Source organism: Streptomyces sp. NPDC101152, assembly GCF_044768275.1.
GTDB lineage: Bacteria > Actinomycetota > Actinomycetes > Streptomycetales > Streptomycetaceae > Streptomyces.
In genome coordinates this window covers 228,000-244,618 of record NZ_JBIWPO010000001.1, presented here as the reverse complement: position 1 = coordinate 244,618, position 16,619 = coordinate 228,000, and the positions used below count along the sequence as shown (strand labels likewise).

The following is a 16,619-nucleotide window of genomic DNA, read 5'->3' as shown; positions in this document are numbered from 1 at the left end:
CGTCCGCGCAGGGAGAAAACGCAGGTCGGCTCGCGTGGTGTCGTGGATCACCCGGGTCACTCGACGATGTGGCGTCCCTCCGGCCGAGCACTGCAGGACGCCCGGAACGCGCAGTGTGAACAGTGTTGCCCGGTGCTCGGCGTGAACCGTTCGTCGAGCACCTTGCCGGCGGCCGTGGCCAGCAGGTCGCCGACCCACTCGCCCCCGGCGCCCTCGGCGCCCGCCGCGCCCGCGATGGCCTCCTGGGCCTGCACCTTGGGCAGCGTCTCACCCCCGTCGCGCTGGGCGGCGCCCTGCCGCAGCTGGACCAGTTCGGCACCCGCGGGCTCGGGGCGCACCCCGTCGAAGGCCTCGTCGACGGCGCCCTCGCGGACGGCGAGCTGGTAGACGGCGAGCTGGGGGTGACGCTCCACCTCGGCCCTGCTGAGGGGCTGCTTACCGGTCTTGAAGTCGACCACGTAGGCGCGGCCTTCGCCGTCCGCCTCCACGCGGTCCATCTGGCCGCGGATGCGCACCTGGTACTCGCCGGCTTCGAGAGTGACGTCGAAGTCGTGCTCGCTGGCCACGGGGGTGCGGCCGGCGCGGTCCATGACATGCCACTTCAGGAAGCGTTCGAGCGCGACGCGCGCGTTCTCCTTCTCCTGCGCCGACTTCCAGGGCGCGTCGAAGGCGAGGGCGTTCCAGACGGAGTCGAGGCGCTCCATGAGGACGGCGAGGTCGGCGGGGGTGTGACCGGAGGCGACCTCGTCGGCGAGGACGTGCACCACGTTGCCGAAACCCTGGGCGGCCGTCGCCGGGGCGTCGGCCTTCACCTCGCGACCCAAGAACCACTGCAGGGCGCAGGTGTTGGCGAGTTGGTCCAGGGCGCTGCCGGAGAGGACCACGGGTTGGTGGCGGTTGCGCAGCGGCACCTTGCTCTCGGTGGGCTCGTACATGCCCCACCAGCGGTAGGGGTGGGCCGCCGGGACCAGGGGGCGGCCGTCCTCGTCGGCGAGTGCGGCCAGGCGGGCCAGGCGGTGGGCGGCGGCCTGCCGGAGGGTGTCGGAGACGCGTGGGTCGACCGTCGTGGCGCGCAGTTCGGCGACGAGGGCGGCGACGGACAGCGGGCGGCGGGGGCGGCCGGTGACGTCCCTGGGCTCGACGCCGAGTTCGGTCAGGAAGCGGGAGGGCTGGTCGCCGTCGTCGGCGGGTGCCTTCACCGCGGTGACGACGAGGCGTTCACGCGCGCGCGTGGCTGCCACGTAGAACAGGCGGCGCTCCTCCGCGAGCAGGGCGCCCGGGGTGAGCGGTTCGGCGAGTCCGTCGCGCCCGATGCGGTCCGCCTCCAGGAGCGAGCCGCGGCGGCGCAGGTCGGGCCACAGCCCCTCCTGGACCCCGGCGACGACCACCAGACGCCACTCCAGCCCCTTGGAGCGGTGCGCGGTCATCAGGCGCACGGCCTCGGGGCGTACGGCACGCCCCGCGCGCGTGTCGGCGGCGATGTCCTCGGCCTCGACCTCCTCCAGGAAGTTGAGGGCGCCCCGGCCTCCGGTGCGCTCCTCCGCGCGCGCGGCGGTCGCGAACAGCGCGCAGACGGCGTCCAGGTCACGGTCGGCGTTGCGGCCGGCCGCGCCGCCGCGCCGCGCGGACCGCTCCAGGCGGGCCGGCCACGGCGTGCCCTCCCACAGGTCCCACAGCGCCTCCTCGGCCGTGCCGCCGCCCGCGAGGCGTTCCCGGGCCTTGCGCAGCAGCGCGCCGAGCCGCTGGGCGCCGCGCGCGTACGCGGGGTCGTGCACGGCGAGGCGTTCCGGCTCGGCCAGGGCCCGCGCGAGCAGTTCGTCCGACGGCGGCGGCAGCGGGTTGCCGGCCGCCCGCTCGTCGTCGCGCAGGGCACGGCCCAGGCGCCGGAGATCGGCGGCGTCCATGCCGGCGAGCGGTGAGGCGAGGAGGGTGAGGGCGGTTTCGGTCTCGAGCCAGCAGGGTGCCTCCTCCCCCGACGGGGTCTCCTCGCCGTCAGGGCCGTCCGGCCGCACGGCCGCCTCCGCCGTGGCCACCGCCCGCAGTGCCGTCAGCAGGGGCGCCACCGCCGGCTCGTGCCGGAGCGGGAGATCGTCACCGTCGACGTCCAGGGGGACGCCCGCGGCCGTCAGGGCCCGGCGCAGCGTGGGGATGGTGCGGGAGCCCGCGCGCACCAGGACGGCCATCTCGCCCCATGGCACGCCGTCCTCCAGGTGGGCGCGGCGGAGGATGTCGGCGATGTTGTCCAGTTCCGTGCCGGGCGTCGGGTACGTGTACACCTCGACGCGGCCGCCGTCGCGCACCGGCGTCAGCGCGCGGTGCGCGCGCACCTTCTCCGCGGGAAGCCTGGTCAGGGGCATGCGCTGGGTGAGCAGCCGGGTCGCGGCGAGCAGCCCGGCGCCGGAACGGCGGGAGGTGCGCAGGACCTCCACGGGCGCCGGGCGGCCGTCCGCCCGCGGGAAGTCCGCCGGGAACTCCAGGATGCCGTTCACGTCGGCACCCCGGAAGGCGTAGATCGACTGGTCGGGGTCGCCGAAGGCGACCAGGGTGCGGCCGCCGCCCGCGAGGGCGTGCAGCAGCCGTACCTGGGCCGCGTCCGTGTCCTGGTACTCGTCCACGAGCACGGCGTCGTACTGGGCGGCCAGCCGCTCGGCGACCTCGGGGCGGCGGGCGAGCAGGACCGCGCGGTGCACCAGTTCCGCGTAGTCGAGCACGCCCTGGAGGTCGAGCACGTCGAGGTACTCGGCGAGGAAGGCGGCCGCCGCGCGCCAGTCGGGGCGGCCGATACGGCGGGCGAAGGCGTCCAGGGCGCCGGGGTCCAGGCCGAGTTCGCGGCTGCGGGCGAGGACGGCCCGCACCTCGTCGGCGAAACCGCGGGTGGTCAGGCACGCGCGCAGTTCGTCGGGCCAGCGCACGTGCGCGAGACCGAGCCGCTCCAGGTCGGGCTGGCCGGCGAGCAGTTCGCGGACCGTCACGTCCTGCTCGGGTCCGGACAGCAGCCGCAGCGGCTCCACGAAGAGGTCACTGTCCTGGTGGGCGCGGACCAGGGCGTAGCAGAACGAGTGGACGGTCGTCGCCTGGGGCGCACGGGCCGCCCCCATGCGCAGGGCCATGCGGTCACGCAGTTCGACGGCGGCCTTGCGGCTGAACGTCAGCACCAGGACGCGCGCGGGGTCCCCTCCCCGGGCGGTGCGCGCCGCCACCGACTCCACCAGGGTGGTGGTCTTGCCGGTGCCCGGACCTGCGAGGACGAGCAGCGGGCCGCTCTCGTGGTCAACCACGGAGCGCTGTGCTGCGTCCAGACGAGGGGGGTCCGGTCGGCCGGGCGGGGTACGCACCAGTCGGTAAGCGCCACGGTTCCCCCGTCGCCCCTGGGGGTGCGACGGACGCCTGGTGGAGGAAGAGGAGCTCACGTGGTTCGCCGGTCCTGGTGGGTGTGCTGGTGGTCGGACCACCGCGGGTGCTGTGCGGTGATCTGGGGATGAGGGAGGCACGCGCAGCCGACGCTACGCCGGGGAAAGTCTCGGAAGCGGTGCTTCCTCTTTTTCCCTCCCGGCACTCGCGACACCTGCGCCCCTCGATCCACGAACGTACGTCATGTCGCGGATGTGCCCCGTTTCCCCCGTACGGATCACGGGTCACACACGAGTTCGCCGGATGGCGGAAGCTGTCAGGTGTGACCCTCCGCGCGTCCGCCGCCGTCCCATCGCGCGCGCTTCATGTCGAGGCGCGGCAGGTGGCCCTGGGCGGCCCTGTTCGCCTCCTTCAGGGGCGTTCCCTCCGAGCGGTAGTGGCCGAGCGCCCGCAGTTCGTGCCCCGGGAGCAGGACGCCGTCCGAGCGGACCACCCGCCACCATGCGACGGCTCCCCCGTACAGCGCCATGACCCGGCCGACCTGGCGTGGCCCGCCCTCCTCCAGCCACTCGGCCACGTCCCCGTACGTCATGACACGCCCGGGCGGGATCAGGTCGGCGACCTCCAGGACGCGCTCGGCGTACTCCGGCAGCGCGTCGTGACCGTCCTCGGGGGGCAGGCTCTCCTCGCTCATCCGGCCCATCCTGCCCCACCCCACCGACAGTGTGACGCCCTCGCCACTGTGGGTATCCCTCGCCCCCGCGCGGCAGTTCCGGCAGACTGTGCGCCCCCGCGTCCGCACCCTGATGCCCCCGCGTGTCGGTGGGACATGCCACCATCATGCGAGCGGTGACCGGTGATACGAGATCAAGAAGAGACGATGAAGCAGCAGGGTGTTCACCCGGAGGACGCGCAGAGCGCGTCCGGGGCTTCGCCGCGCCCGGCCACCGACGCGGACGCCGGGAGCACGGCCGGTAAGGACCCCGGCGGCGACGACGCCCAGTTCGTCGAAGAGGTGCACATCGACGAACTGGAGGGTGACGAACCGCTCCTTCCCGCGCGTGTGCACCGCCCGTCCGATCTGATGCGCCTGTTGGTGGGCGTCCTGGGGATCATCCTGCTGCTCGCGATCGCCGGGTTCGCGCACGGCACCACCTCGGGGCTCGAGCAGGACATCAACAAGGGCACCGGCCAGGCGCCCGACCTGCTCATCAAGATCGCCGGTCTGGCCTCCAGCATCGCGATCCTGCTCGTGCCGGTCGCCTTCGCGATCGAACGCCTGATCAAGCGCGACGGGCTGCGCATCGCCGACGGCGTGCTCGCGGCGGTCCTGGCGCACGGCGTGACCCTGGCCACCGACCTGTGGGTCGCCAAGGCCGCCCCCGGCTCCATCCAGGAGGCTCTCACCCAGCCCTCTCCCGGTGACATCCACGCCCTGACCGACCCGGTGCACGGCTACCTCGCCCCGGTCATCGCGTACATGACCGCGGTCGGCATGTCGCGGCGTCCGCGCTGGCGCGCGGTGCTGTGGATGGTGCTGCTCCTCGACGCGTTCTCGATGCTTGTCACCGGCTACACGACGCCGTTCTCGATCATCCTGACGGTGCTGATCGGCTGGACCATCGCCTACGGGACGCTCTACGCGGTCGGCTCGCCCAACGTCCGTCCCACCGCCCGGACGCTGATGGCGGGGCTGCGGCACGTGGGGTTCCGTCCGGTGACTGCGGCCCGCGAGGAGATGCCGGACAACCCGGAGACCGGCGACCGGGGCCGGCGCTACTTCGTCACGCTGGAGGACGGCCCGCCGCTGGACGTGACGGTGGTGGACCGGGAGCAGCAGGCGCAGGGTTTCTTCTACCGTGCGTGGCGCAACCTGACGCTGCGCGGCTTCGCCACCCGCAGCAGCCTCCAGTCGCTGCGCCAGGCCCTGGAGCAGGAGGCGCTCCTCGCGTACGCGGCGATCGCGGCCGGCGCCAACGCGCCGAAGCTGATCGCGACCTCCGAGCTCGGCCCGGACGCCGTGATGCTGGTCTACGAGCACACCGGCGGACGCACCCTCGACTCCCTGACGGACGACGAGATCACGGACGAACTGCTGCACGACACCTGGCACCAGGTACGGGCGCTGCAGTCCCGGCGCATCGCGCACCGCCGGCTGGTGGGCGACGCGATCCTGGTGGATCGTTCCGGCACCGTCATCCTCACCGATCTGCGCGTCGGCGAGATCGCGGCCGGCGATCTGCTGCTGCGGATGGACGTCTCGCAGCTCCTGGTGACGCTGGGCCTGCGGGTGGGCGCCGAGCGCGCGGTCAGGTCGGCGGTGGGCGTGCTCGGCCCGGACGCCGTCGCCGACTGTCTGCCGATGCTGCAGCCCATCGCGCTCAGCCGCACCTCCCGCGCGACGCTGCGCAGGCTGGGCCGGGAGCGGGCCCAGCGCGAGCGGGAGGCGGTCCTGGAGGCGTCCCGGCAGGCCAAGCAGGCCCGTCTGCACGAGGCCGCGGAGGTCGAGTCCGAGCCGGTGGCCGACAAGCCCGGGAAGAAGACCGTGCGGGCCGAGCAGCGTGCCGAGAAGCGGGCCATCGACGAGGCCATCGAGGAAGCGCGCGAGGAGGACCTGCTCACCCAGATCCGCCACCAGATGCTGTTGATCAGGCCGCAGGCGCCGGTCGAGCCCGCCCGGCTGGAGCGGGTGCGGCCGCGCACGCTGATCAGTTTCATCGCCGGTGCCATCGGCGCGTACTACCTGCTGACCCAGCTCACCCACATCGAGTTCGGGCCCCTGGTGGCGAACGCCCAGTGGGGCTGGGTGCTGGCGGCCGTGGTGTTCTCGGCGGGGAGCTACGTCGCGGCGGCCATGGCGCTGCTCGGTTTCGTGCCGGAACGGGTGCCGTTCCTGCGGACCGTGTCGGCTCAGGTCGCCGGCTCGTTCGTCAAGATCGTCGCGCCGCCCGCGGTGGGCGGTGTCGCACTCAACACGCGCTTCCTGCAGCGGGCGGGGGTGCGGCCCGGACTCGCGGTCGCGAGTGTGGGCGCCTCGCAGTTGTTCGGGCTGGGCTGTCACATTCTGATGCTTCTGTCCTTCGGGTATCTGACCGGCACCGAGAAGACCCCGTCGCTGTCGCCGTCCCGTACGGTCATCGCGGGCCTGCTGACCGTGGCGGTGCTGGTCCTGGTGGTCACCTCGGTGCCCTTCCTGCGGAAGTTCGTCGTCACGCGCGTGCGCTCGCTGTTCGCGGGTGTCGTGCCCCGCATGCTGGACGTGCTGCAGCGGCCCCAGAAGCTGGTCACCGGCATCGGCGGCATGCTGCTGCTGACCGCCTGCTTCGTGATGTGCCTGGACGCCTCGATCCGCGCCTTCGGCCCGCACGGGACCTCGCTCAGCATCGCCAGCGTCGCCGTCGTCTTCCTCGCCGGCAACGCCCTCGGCTCCGCGGCCCCGACCCCCGGTGGCGTCGGCGCGGTCGAGGCGACCCTGACGGTCGGTCTGATCGCGGTGGGCCTCCCCAAGGAGGTCGCCGCCCCGGCCGTACTCCTGTTCCGGCTGCTGACGCTGTGGCTCCCGGTGCTGCCGGGCTGGCTGTTCTTCAACCAGCTCTCCCGCAAGGGCGCGCTCTAGGGAGGTACGACCGGGCGCGGTACGACGGCGCTGCGCGCGCGTACCTCGTACGGCCCGTGTCCCGAGCGCCCCGCCTCGAGCCGCCGCACGATGGAAGCATGCCGAAGCCTCCTCGCGTGCGGGCCGCAGCCCTGACCGCCGCCGCCGTGCTGCTCTTCTCCGTGCTGGCGGGCTGCACCGGAAGCGGCTCGAAGGACGGGGACCTGTCCACCCAGAAGCTGGACTGGAAGGACTGCCCGGCCCCGTCCGCGGCGGAGGGCGGCGGCGACGCACCCTCGCCCCTGCCGAACGGCGGCACCTGGCAGTGCGCCACCATGAAGGCGCCCCTGGACTGGAACAACCCCAAGGGCGACACGATCGGCATCGCGCTGATCCGAGCCAAGGCCGACGGGGGCAGGCGCATCGGCTCGCTCGTGTTCAACTTCGGCGGCCCCGGCGGCTCGGGCGTCAGCACCCTGCCCGCCTTCGGCGGCGACTACACGACCCTGCGCACCCGCTACGACCTGGTCAGTTTCGACCCGCGGGGGGTCGGCAGCAGCGCCCCCGTGCAGTGCGAGAACGACCAGCAGCTCGACGCCTACTTCCAGCAGGACGCCACCCCCGACAACGCCACCGAGCGCACCGGCTATCTGGACAACACCAAGAAGTTCAACGCGGCCTGTGAGAAGAACTCCAAGAAGGTGCTCCCGCATGTCCGCACCACCGACGCGGCCCGTGACATGGACCTGATGCGGCAGGTCCTCGGCGACAAGAAGCTGTACTACTTCGGCATCTCCTACGGCACCGAACTCGGCGGCGTCTACGCCCACCTGTTCCCGAAGAACCTGGGCCGGGCCGTCTTCGACGCGGTCGTCGACCCCACGCAGAACCCCGAGCAGAGCTCGCTCGGCCAGGCCCGGGGCTTCCAGCTCGCGCTCGACAACTTCGCCGCGGACTGCGTGTCCAAGACCACGGCCTGCCCGATCGGCGACAACGCGCAGGACGTCGAGAACCGCATCGCCACCCTGCTGAGGAACCTGGACAGCAAGCCGATCCCCGGAATCCTCCCGCGCCGCCTGACGCAGACCGCGGCGACCAACGGCATCGCGCAGGCGCTGTACTCGAAGGACTTCTGGCAGTACCTCACCGAGGGCCTCCAGCAGGCGTACCAGGGCGACGGCAGGGTCCTGATGCTGCTGTCCGACTCGATGAACGGACGCAGCGAGAACGGCGAGTACAGCAACATCACCGCGGCCAACATCGCCATCAACTGCGCAGACGAGAAGGCCCGCTACACCCCGGCGTACGTGGAGGGGAAGCTGCCCGAGTTCCGGGCCGCCTCGCCCCTGTTCGGGGACTTCCTGGCCTGGGGCATGATCAGCTGCACCGACTGGGCGGTGCCCGGCGCCGCCGACCACCCCGACGTGAGCGCGCCCGGGGCCGCGCCGATCCTGGTCGTGGGCAACACCGGCGACCCGGCCACGCCCTACGAGGGCGCCCGCAGGATGGTCGACGCGCTGGGCAAGGGTGTCGGCGTCGAGCTGACCTACAAGGGGCAGGGGCACGGCGCGTACGACAGCAAGAACAAGTGTGTGCAGAGCGTGGTGAACGGCTATCTGCTGGACGGGAAGGTACCGGCGGCCGGCACCGTCTGCTCCTGACGGGTCACCGGATCACGCTTGAACCCGCAGGTCAGAAGGTTATCCACAGGCTTCGGCGGGCTTTGCGCGATCCGCATACCATGGCCTGACAGCCGTCCGCCGCACGGTGCGGGCGGCCTGTGAGGGGGGAAGCAGATGGCACGATTCGTACGGTGGACGGCGTTCGGCGCCGCCGCCGCGCTGCTGGTGGCCGGCTGTGGCGGCGGCTCGTCGTCCGGCGACAAGAACGGCAGCGCAGGCGGGAGGACGAGCGCGTCCGCCTCACCGTCGACCGGAGCGCCCGGTACGACGACCGCCGCACTGCCCGCCTCCCTGACGGCGCAGAAGCTCTCCTGGGGGCGCTGCAAGGCCACCGCCGACGCACCCGCCCCGGGCAACGACTGGCGGTGCGCGACGCTCAGGGCACCACTGGACTGGTCGAAGCCGCAGGGCGAGATGATCGGCCTCGCCCTGATCCGCGCCAAGGCCGACGGGGGCGAGCGCATCGGCTCGCTCCTGTTCAACTTCGGCGGCCCGGGCGGCTCGGGTGTCTCGACGATGCCGCAGTACGCGGCCACGGTGTCCAAGCTGCGCGAGCGCTACGACCTGGTGAGCTGGGACCCCCGTGGGGTGGCCGTCAGCGAGGGCGTGCGCTGCCGCAGCGACAAGGCGATCCAGGCCGCCGAGGACATCGACGCCACACCCGACACCCCGGCCGAGGAGCAGGCCTACTTCCAGGACGCGGCCGCCTTCGGCAAGGGCTGCCGGAAAGCCGCCGGGAAGCTCCTGTCGCACGTGTCCACGACCGACACCGCACGCGACATGGACCTGATGCGCCAGGTGCTGGGCGACGCGAAGATGCACTACTTCGGCATCTCCTACGGCACCGAACTGGGCGGCGTCTACGCCCACCTGTTCCCGAAGAACGTCGGGCGGCTCATTCTGGACGCGGTCGTCGACCCGACGGCCGACTCGGTGGGCCAGGCGGAGAACCAGACCAGGGGCTTCCAGCGGGCACTGGACGACTACCTGAAGTCGACCGGCCAGGACCCGCGGCAGGGCACGCGGAAGATCGCGAACCTGGTGAAGCGACTCGACGCGCACCCGCTGCCCACCTCGTCCGGACGCAAGCTGACCCAGTCGCTCGCCCTCACCGGCATCGTCCTGCCGCTGTACAGCAAGTCCGGCTGGCCCACCCTGACCAGCGCCCTGGACGCCGCCCAGCGGGGCGACGGCTCGGAACTGCTGCAACTCGCCGACGGCTACAACGAACGCGACGCCTCGGGCCACTACGGCACGACGACCCACTCGCAACGGGTCATATCGTGCCTGGACGACAGGCAGCGGCCGACCGCCGCGCAGACGAAGAGGCTGCTGCCGACGTTCGAGAGGATCTCGCCCGTGTTCGGGGACTTCCTCGGGTGGGACACGGCCGGCTGGTGCCACGACTGGCCGGTGGCGGGCCAGTACGACCATCCGGAGGTGAGCGCGCCCGGCGCGGCGCCGATCCTGGTCGTCGGCAACACCGGCGACCCGGCGACACCGTACGAGGGCGCCCGGAAGATGGCCGACGGGCTCGGCGGGGGTGTCGGTGTGGAGCTCACCTGGAAGGGCGAGGGACACGGGGCGTACGGAAACGGCAGCGACTGTGTCGACTCGACGGTGAACGCCTACCTGCTGGACGGGACGGTGCCGAAGGACGGCAAGGTCTGCGCCTCGTAGCGCGGGCAGCGGAGAGGGGCCCGGCACGCTGGGTGCGGGGGCCCCTCTCCGAGAAGCGGGTGGTCAGTAGACCGGCTTGTGGGGCTCGATCTGGTTGACCCAGCCGATCACACCGCCGCCGACGTGCACGGCGTCCGCGAAGCCCGCGGACTTCAGGACCGCGAGGACTTCCGCACTGCGGACACCCGTCTTGCAGTGCAGGACGATCTTCTTGTCCTGCGGGAGGGTCTCCAGGGCGGTGCCCATGAGGAACTCGTTCTTCGGGATCAGCCTGGCGCCCGGGATGCTGACGATCTCGTACTCGTTGATCTCGCGGACGTCGATGATCTCGATGTTCTCGCCGTCGTCGATCCACTCCTTGAGCTGCTTGGGAGTGATCGTCGAGCCGGCCGCCGCCTCCTGGGCCTCCTCGGAGACGACGCCGCAGAAGGCCTCGTAGTCGATGAGCTCGGTGACGGTCGGGTTCTCGCCGCAGACCGCGCAGTTCGGGTCCTTGCGGACCTTGACCTGGCGGTACTGCATCTCCAGGGCGTCGTAGATCATCAGCCGGCCGACGAGGGGCTCGCCGGTGCCGGTGAGGACCTTGATGGCCTCGGTGACCTGGATGGAGCCGATGGACGCGCACAGCACGCCCAGCACGCCGCCCTCGGCGCAGGAGGGGACCATGCCCGGCGGCGGGGGCTCCGGGTACAGGCAGCGGTAGCAGGGGCCGTGCTCGGACCAGAAGACGGAGGCCTGGCCGTCGAAACGGTAGATCGAACCCCACACGTACGGCTTGTTGAGCAGCACGCACGCGTCGTTGACCAGGTAGCGGGTCGCGAAGTTGTCCGTGCCGTCGACGATCAGGTCGTACTGGCTGAAGATGTCCATCACGTTGTCGGCCTCGAGCCGCTCCTCGTGCAGGACCACGTTCACGTAGGGGTTGATCCCGAGGACGGAGTCCCGCGCGGACTCTGCCTTGGAGCGGCCGATGTCGGCCTGGCTGTGGATGATCTGGCGCTGCAGGTTCGACTCGTCGACCTCGTCGAACTCCACGATGCCGAGCGTGCCGACGCCCGCCGCGGCCAGGTACATCAGCGCCGGCGAGCCCAGGCCGCCGGCGCCCACACAGAGCACCTTGGCGTTCTTCAGCCGCTTCTGCCCGTCCATCCCGACGTCGGGGATGATCAGGTGGCGGGAGTACCTGCGGACCTCGTCTACGGTGAGCTCAGAGGCTGGCTCGACCAGGGGTGGCAGCGACACGGGGACTCCGTTGATCGGTCAATCACTACAGTTGTTCTCCCTGTAACACTGCCACGGCCTTCTTCATTCCGAGACACCCGTCCCGACCCGCGAGACGATCTCGTCCCAGTAGCCGGGCATGCCCTCCCAGGGGTCGCCGTGGCCGCCGGGGTCCACGCGGTCGGTGAACCAGATGGTCGCCGCGCCCTGCCAGCGGGCGATGCGCAGCGCCTCCTCGAGATGCGGTCCGGGCACTCCGTGGACGAAGTGGCAGAACAGCTCCGGCGGGTGGTCGGCGGTCCACTCGGCCACCTGCGACCAGCGGTAGTCGCTCCAGGAGCCGGAGAAGGTGACGAGTTGGTCGGCGATCCCGGCGTAGCCGGGGTGCGGGTGGGTGCCGTGGCCGAGGACGATGTGGGCGTCGTCCCGGATCGCCCGGAGCGCGGTGACGGTGCGGTGGACGGCGGGGAGCGAGGCCGGGTCGCCGGGGCAGCGGTCCAGGAGGAAGCCGTCGACCCGGTACCAGTCGAGGTAGCTGCGCGCGTCGGAGACCGTCGCGTCGAAGGGACGGGCCCCGTGGGCCGCGTCGAGGCGGCCCAGGACGCGCACGCCGACGTTGCGCAGCCGGCCGGCCGCCTCCAGGCAGTGCGGGTCCGGGCGGCTGCCGGGGCCGTCGGCGACGTCGAGGACGACCCAGTGCAGGGGAGTCCCGGGACGCGTGAGTTCGCCCCACTCGGTGGGTGCGAGGAGCGGGTGCGCGTAGCCGGGGACGGCCAGGCCGGTTCGGACCCCGGTGCCGGTGGTGCTCGCTGTGCTGCTGGTCAGATACGGCATGCCGCCTCCATCCAGATGTCGGCGAGGGACTCTTCGAGGTTGATCCGGGGCCGCCAGCCGAGCCGGTCGCGCGCGGTGCGCACATCGGCCTGCTGCCAGCTCCCGCAGCCGTCCGGGTACGGGTACGCGACCGGGGCCGCGTGGTCGGAGTCGGCCCGCGGGTGACCGATCGTGGCGCGCAGCGCTCCGGGCGGCCCGTCGAGTTCGTGTAGCGCGCCGCCGTACCCGGCCACCCGGGCGAGGGTGGCGGCGGCGTCGCGCAGCCGGACCGCGCGCCCGGAGCCGATGTTGATGACGCCCTGCGCGGCGGACAGCGAGGCGGCGTGCACGGCCCGGGCCACGTCCCGTACGTCGACGAAGTCGCGTTGCGCGCCGAGACCGCCGAGCTTGAGCTCACCGTCGCCGGACTGCATGGCGCGGCGCATGGCTTCCGCGAGCCGGCCGAGCGGGGACCCGGCGGGTGTGCCGGGGCCGGCCGGTGAGAAGACCCGCAGCACCACCGCGTCCAGGCCGGAGCCGAGGACGAGTTCGGTGGCGGCGAGTTTGCTCACGCCGTACGGGCCGCCGGGGCGCGGGACGGCGTCCTCCGCGGTGGAGGAACCGGGCTGGCTGGGGCCGTACTCGGCGCCGCAGCCGATCTGCACCAGACGCGCCCCGCAGCCGCTACGGCGCAGGGCCTCGCAGACGGTGGCGACGGCGACGGTGTTGTGCCGGGTGAGTTCGCGGGCGCCGCCGCGGGTGGCACCGGCGCAGTTGATGACGACACCCGGGTGGACCGCGTCGAGGAAACGGGTGAGCGCACCCGGGCTGCCTGCGGCGAGGTCGAAGCGGACGTCGGCGTCGTCGCCGCGGCCGAGAGCGGTGAGCTGGACGGCCGGGTCGGCGAGCAGACGGTCGGCGACGAAGCGGCCGAGGTAGCCGTTGGCTCCGATCAGCAGGACTCTCATCGGGCGGCTCCCGGGGCCGAGGCGTCGGGTCGGGAGGTGATCATCTGGGCTTCTCCTTCAGAGGGGGTGGTGCGATGACGCGCGGTGCCGGGGCCGGGCGCCTGCGGCGGGGGCCGTCACCACGGCTCGCCACGGGGCGCGTGGGCCGAGGCCCGGGTGAGGGTGCGGGTCGCGCGGAGCAGCAGGGCCAGGGCGGCAGCGGCGCAGGTGAGGGCGGGGACGCTGCCGACGCCCCAGGCGTCGACCAGGGTCTCCACGGGGGTGGCGAGGACGCCGCAGCCGGGGAGGCGGCCCACGAACACCGTGGTCAGGGCGGCAGCCTCGGCCGTGGCCGCGGCGGTGAGGGCGAGTGCGGGGGCGTGCGGGAAGCCGGCGACGCTGAGCAGGCGGGCGAGGAGCAGCAGCGCGCCGAGGGTGAGCCCCTGGCCGTAGGCCGCGGGTTCGTCGAGGGCAGCGCCGCACACGGCGAGCAGGGCCCACAGGGCGCACAGGTGCAGGGCGAAGGTCCCGAGCAGCAACGGCCGTACGGAGGCGGCGAACTCCTCCAGGCCGCGGCTGGCGGCGAGTCTGCGGCGGGCCCGCACGGCGAAGAGGCGGGCGCTCCACGCGGCGGGGGCGCAGGACCAGGCGAGGGCGAGGACGGATGCCGTCGCGAGCGGCCAGGGGCCGTCGGCGCCGCCGGTGGGGAGGCCGTCGGGGCCGCCCGTCACGGCCGCGCCCAGGAGGCCGTCGCCGAGGAGGGCGTAGGCGAGCAGCCAGCACGTCCAGGCGCCGGCGGCGTGCGCGCCGGCGCCCTGGGGCGTGCGGTCGGTGGTGGCGAGCGGGCCGCGGGCGAGGGCCGCGCGCAGGCCGAGGGCGACGGCGAGCACGCCGGCCACGGCCACCGCCGGGCGGGCCTGGCCGTGGGTCAGGCGCAGGGCGGTCACGGTCGCCGTGCCCAGGACTCCGGGCAGCAGGGTGAGCAGGATCCAGCCGGTCCCCGCCGGGGGGACGTCGAGGGCGGTCGGGCCAGCGGGCGGCTCCTCGTCCCGGGTGGCCCGGGCGAACATCTCCTCCGCCAGCGAGAAGACGTCCCGGTGCCGGAAACGCGTCGCGGTGCGGTCGGTGACGCCGTGTGCCTCGAGGCCCGCCGCGATCTCCAGGGGGTCCACGGCCCGTTCGCACAGCTCCCGGTGACGGTGCATCAGCCCCTTCACGGGGTCGGCGGCGGTGCGGCGGGGCGCTGCGGGCCGACGGGAGGCGGGCACCTCGGCGGCAGGGCGGTCGTTCACGCCGGTTCCGCGCCGGTCCGCGACGGCCGTCTCCCCGTCGCCCTCGCCGGGGTCGGCCCCCTCCTCCGATCCCGCGGCCCACCGGCGGGACTTGTCGTCCCAGGCGCCCGCGCCTTCCGGCGCCCCGGGCCGGTCCAGCTCTCCCAGCCCGCTCATCGCGCCCCCTCCACGGCCGGCGCCGAAGGCGCGGGCGTGGTGGCCCGCACGGGAGCGCCTGCCGCCCAGGCCGGCCCGCCGCGAGCAACGACGCGGGTCGCGGCGCCGGTCCAGCGGCCGGGGACGTGGGCCTCCGCGGGGGCGGCGAAGGGCCGCGGCTCCCCGGCGTCGTCGAGGACGACCCGGCGTACCGGGGTGCGCGCGACGATCTCCAGGTAGATGTCGTGGAACGCCGCGATGTTCTGCTCCACGGTGAACAGTTCCAACGCACGCGCGCGTGCTGCCGCGCCCAGGCGCTCGCGGCGCTCGGGGTCGCGCAGCAGGGCGACGCATGCCTCCGCGAGCGCCCGGGGGTTGCGCGGCGGTACGACGAGCCCCGTGCCGCCGATGACCTCCACGACCGCGCCGACGTCCGTGGACACGGTCGCCCGCGCGCAGAACATGGCCTCGACGAGGCTGATCGGGAAGCCCTCGACGACGCTGGAGAGCACGGTCACCGCGCCCGCGGCGTACGCGTCCGCGAGGCTCGGCAGGTCCGGTCCCCCGATCTCGTCGAAGGAGACGGGGTTGTCGCCGGCGGTGTGCAGCCCGTCGGCCTCGTCGGGGAAGAGCTGGGCGGCCAGCGCCCGGCAGTGCCCCAGGTAGGCCTCGCCCTCCGGGCAGGCCGGCGCGCCGACGATCCGCAGCCGGGTCTTCGGCGCCTCCTTGCGGACCTCGGCGAAGGCGTGCAGCAGTGAGACCAGGTCCTTGGCCGGTTCGACGCGGCCGACCCAGACGAGCGTGTCGGGATCGGCGCTCTGTGGCGCCTCGCCCACCTCGGCGAAGGGCGAGGCGTCCATGCCCGGGTACACCGTGCGCAGCTTCGCGCGGTCGGCGCCGCAGTGCTCCTGCCAGCGGCGGGCGTGGGTGTTGCCGGGCGTGACGAGCGCGGCCCGGCCGTAGAGCTCGGCGGCGAGCCTGCCGTGGAAGGCGGCGAGCAGCGACCGTACGGCGGGCGGGGCGTCGGTGGCGGCGAGGTAGTGCGTGCGCAGCCGGACCCCGTACTCGGTGAGCAGCAGGGGCACGCCCCAGAAGTGGTGGGCGAGCAGTCCCGGAAGGGCCGCCGGACCGCCCGACGTCGCGTGGCACAGGTCGACGGCGCCGAGCCCGTCGTCCTGGTACCAGTCGAGCGAGAGGGGGCGCAGTGCGCGTTCCAGATGCGCGACGACGGTGAGGAGGTCCGGTACGCGCGCCTCGCGCGCCGTTCGCAGGGCCCCAGGCGCACGGCAGGCGCGCTCCAGTGCGCGTACGGCACCCTCCGAACGGAGCGCCCCCACCAGTCCGCCCTCCTCGCGGGCGAGTTCGGCGAGCCCGTACAGCGCGTTGCCGAAACGGTCCGCCTCGGTGGCCGAGGTCCCCAGGGAGGTCCCGGAGGCACACAGGACGGCCGCCAACTCGCCGTAGCACTCCTCGAACCGGCGCCGCGCGCGCCGCCCGAGCGTGACGCCGTCGACCTCCGCCGTCCAGAGAGGCGCCGTACGTACCCGGCTGACCTGCGGGGGAAGCGGGACCCAGCCCTCATCCTCCTGGCGCTCGCTGCGGCTGAGCGCGTAGAGGTCGAACTCGTGCTGCCCGAGCCCGCGCACGAGCCGGTCGCACCAGAGCCTGGCGTCGCCGCTCGCGAACGGATAGCCACCCTCCGTCAGCAGTCCGATGCGCATGAACGCACCCCCGATCTCCCGTGTGGGGAGCCGCCGTTGACCCGACGGCTCGCAGCGGGAAGAACGTATGCGGACAAGGCGGTGGTGGGGGGGGGGGGGGTGGGGCGGGCCGCACCAAACGCGGGGAAGTGGGAAAAACTGAAGGGGGCGGTCGGGGGGTATGGGCGAAAAATAAAAAAAAA

Annotated in this window: 10 protein-coding genes; 3 read left to right on the top strand and 7 right to left on the bottom strand. The window is 73.2% G+C overall.

The window, feature by feature from the left end; all coding sequences use genetic code 11:
* Positions 1-56: 56 nt before the first annotated feature.
* Together ACIRVK_RS01175 and ACIRVK_RS01170 are read right to left on the bottom strand one after the other, a co-directional pair.
* Complete coding sequence (locus ACIRVK_RS01175) at positions 57-3,410, bottom strand: ATP-dependent helicase (RefSeq protein ID WP_404242655.1); 3,354 nt, start codon at positions 3,408-3,410, stop codon at positions 57-59.
* A gap of 257 nt (positions 3,411-3,667) precedes the next feature.
* Positions 3,668-4,045, bottom strand: a complete 378-nt coding sequence (locus tag ACIRVK_RS01170) for an MGMT family protein (RefSeq protein ID WP_404242653.1) — start codon at positions 4,043-4,045, stop codon at positions 3,668-3,670.
* Between the two features lie 186 nt (positions 4,046-4,231).
* On the opposite strand from ACIRVK_RS01170, the gene ACIRVK_RS01165 reads away from it, so the two are divergent.
* The 3 genes from ACIRVK_RS01165 to ACIRVK_RS01155 all read left to right on the top strand — a co-directional run bounded on the left by ACIRVK_RS01165 (position 4,232) and on the right by ACIRVK_RS01155 (position 10,308).
* Positions 4,232-6,967: a lysylphosphatidylglycerol synthase domain-containing protein gene (locus ACIRVK_RS01165; protein WP_404242651.1), complete on the top strand. Its 2,736-nt coding sequence runs from the start codon at positions 4,232-4,234 to the stop codon at positions 6,965-6,967.
* A gap of 98 nt (positions 6,968-7,065) precedes the next feature.
* Positions 7,066-8,607: an alpha/beta hydrolase gene (locus ACIRVK_RS01160; RefSeq protein WP_404242649.1), complete on the top strand. Its 1,542-nt coding sequence runs from the start codon at positions 7,066-7,068 to the stop codon at positions 8,605-8,607.
* A gap of 135 nt (positions 8,608-8,742) precedes the next feature.
* Positions 8,743-10,308 (top strand): alpha/beta hydrolase, encoded by a 1,566-nt coding sequence (locus ACIRVK_RS01155; protein WP_404242648.1) that lies wholly within the window; start codon positions 8,743-8,745, stop codon positions 10,306-10,308.
* A gap of 63 nt (positions 10,309-10,371) precedes the next feature.
* Here the strand turns inward: ACIRVK_RS01155 and moeZ are convergent, their stop codons facing one another.
* From moeZ to ACIRVK_RS01130, 5 genes are all read right to left on the bottom strand, one after another.
* On the bottom strand, positions 10,372-11,550 hold the full coding sequence (moeZ, locus tag ACIRVK_RS01150; RefSeq protein ID WP_404242646.1) for an adenylyltransferase/sulfurtransferase MoeZ: 1,179 nt from the start codon (positions 11,548-11,550) through the stop codon (positions 10,372-10,374).
* A gap of 63 nt (positions 11,551-11,613) precedes the next feature.
* A complete protein-coding gene (locus tag ACIRVK_RS01145; RefSeq protein ID WP_404242644.1) occupies positions 11,614-12,363 on the bottom strand; it encodes a spherulation-specific family 4 protein in 750 nt (249 codons plus the stop codon).
* Positions 12,351-13,310 carry an NAD-dependent epimerase/dehydratase family protein gene (locus ACIRVK_RS01140; RefSeq protein ID WP_404242642.1) on the bottom strand — a complete coding sequence of 320 codons (960 nt, stop codon included), beginning with the start codon at positions 13,308-13,310 and terminating at the stop codon, positions 12,351-12,353. The genes ACIRVK_RS01145 and ACIRVK_RS01140 overlap by 13 nt, the downstream gene beginning before the upstream one ends.
* A gap of 116 nt (positions 13,311-13,426) precedes the next feature.
* Positions 13,427-14,737 (bottom strand): hypothetical protein, encoded by a 1,311-nt coding sequence (locus ACIRVK_RS01135; RefSeq protein WP_404242640.1) that lies wholly within the window; start codon positions 14,735-14,737, stop codon positions 13,427-13,429.
* Positions 14,734-16,437, bottom strand: a complete 1,704-nt coding sequence (locus ACIRVK_RS01130) for a DUF3492 domain-containing protein (RefSeq protein WP_404242638.1) — start codon at positions 16,435-16,437, stop codon at positions 14,734-14,736. Before ACIRVK_RS01130 ends, ACIRVK_RS01135 begins: the two co-directional genes overlap by 4 nt.
* Positions 16,438-16,619 lie beyond the last annotated feature (182 nt).

What these genes read in the sequence shown, in the direction of transcription:
- ACIRVK_RS01170 (WP_404242653.1), bottom strand. Translation starts at nt 4,045, where the DNA reads ATGAGCGAGGAGAGCCTGCCCCCCGAGGACGGTCACGACGCGCTGCCG.
- ACIRVK_RS01165 (WP_404242651.1), top strand. Translation starts at nt 4,232, where the DNA reads ATGAAGCAGCAGGGTGTTCACCCGGAGGACGCGCAGAGCGCGTCCGGG.
- ACIRVK_RS01160 (WP_404242649.1), top strand. Translation starts at nt 7,066, where the DNA reads ATGCCGAAGCCTCCTCGCGTGCGGGCCGCAGCCCTGACCGCCGCCGCC.
- ACIRVK_RS01155 (WP_404242648.1), top strand. Translation starts at nt 8,743, where the DNA reads ATGGCACGATTCGTACGGTGGACGGCGTTCGGCGCCGCCGCCGCGCTG.
- ACIRVK_RS01145 (WP_404242644.1), bottom strand. Translation starts at nt 12,363, where the DNA reads ATGCCGTATCTGACCAGCAGCACAGCGAGCACCACCGGCACCGGGGTC.
- ACIRVK_RS01140 (WP_404242642.1), bottom strand. Translation starts at nt 13,310, where the DNA reads ATGAGAGTCCTGCTGATCGGAGCCAACGGCTACCTCGGCCGCTTCGTC.
- ACIRVK_RS01135 (WP_404242640.1), bottom strand. Translation starts at nt 14,737, where the DNA reads ATGAGCGGGCTGGGAGAGCTGGACCGGCCCGGGGCGCCGGAAGGCGCG.
- ACIRVK_RS01130 (WP_404242638.1), bottom strand. Translation starts at nt 16,437, where the DNA reads ATGCGCATCGGACTGCTGACGGAGGGTGGCTATCCGTTCGCGAGCGGC.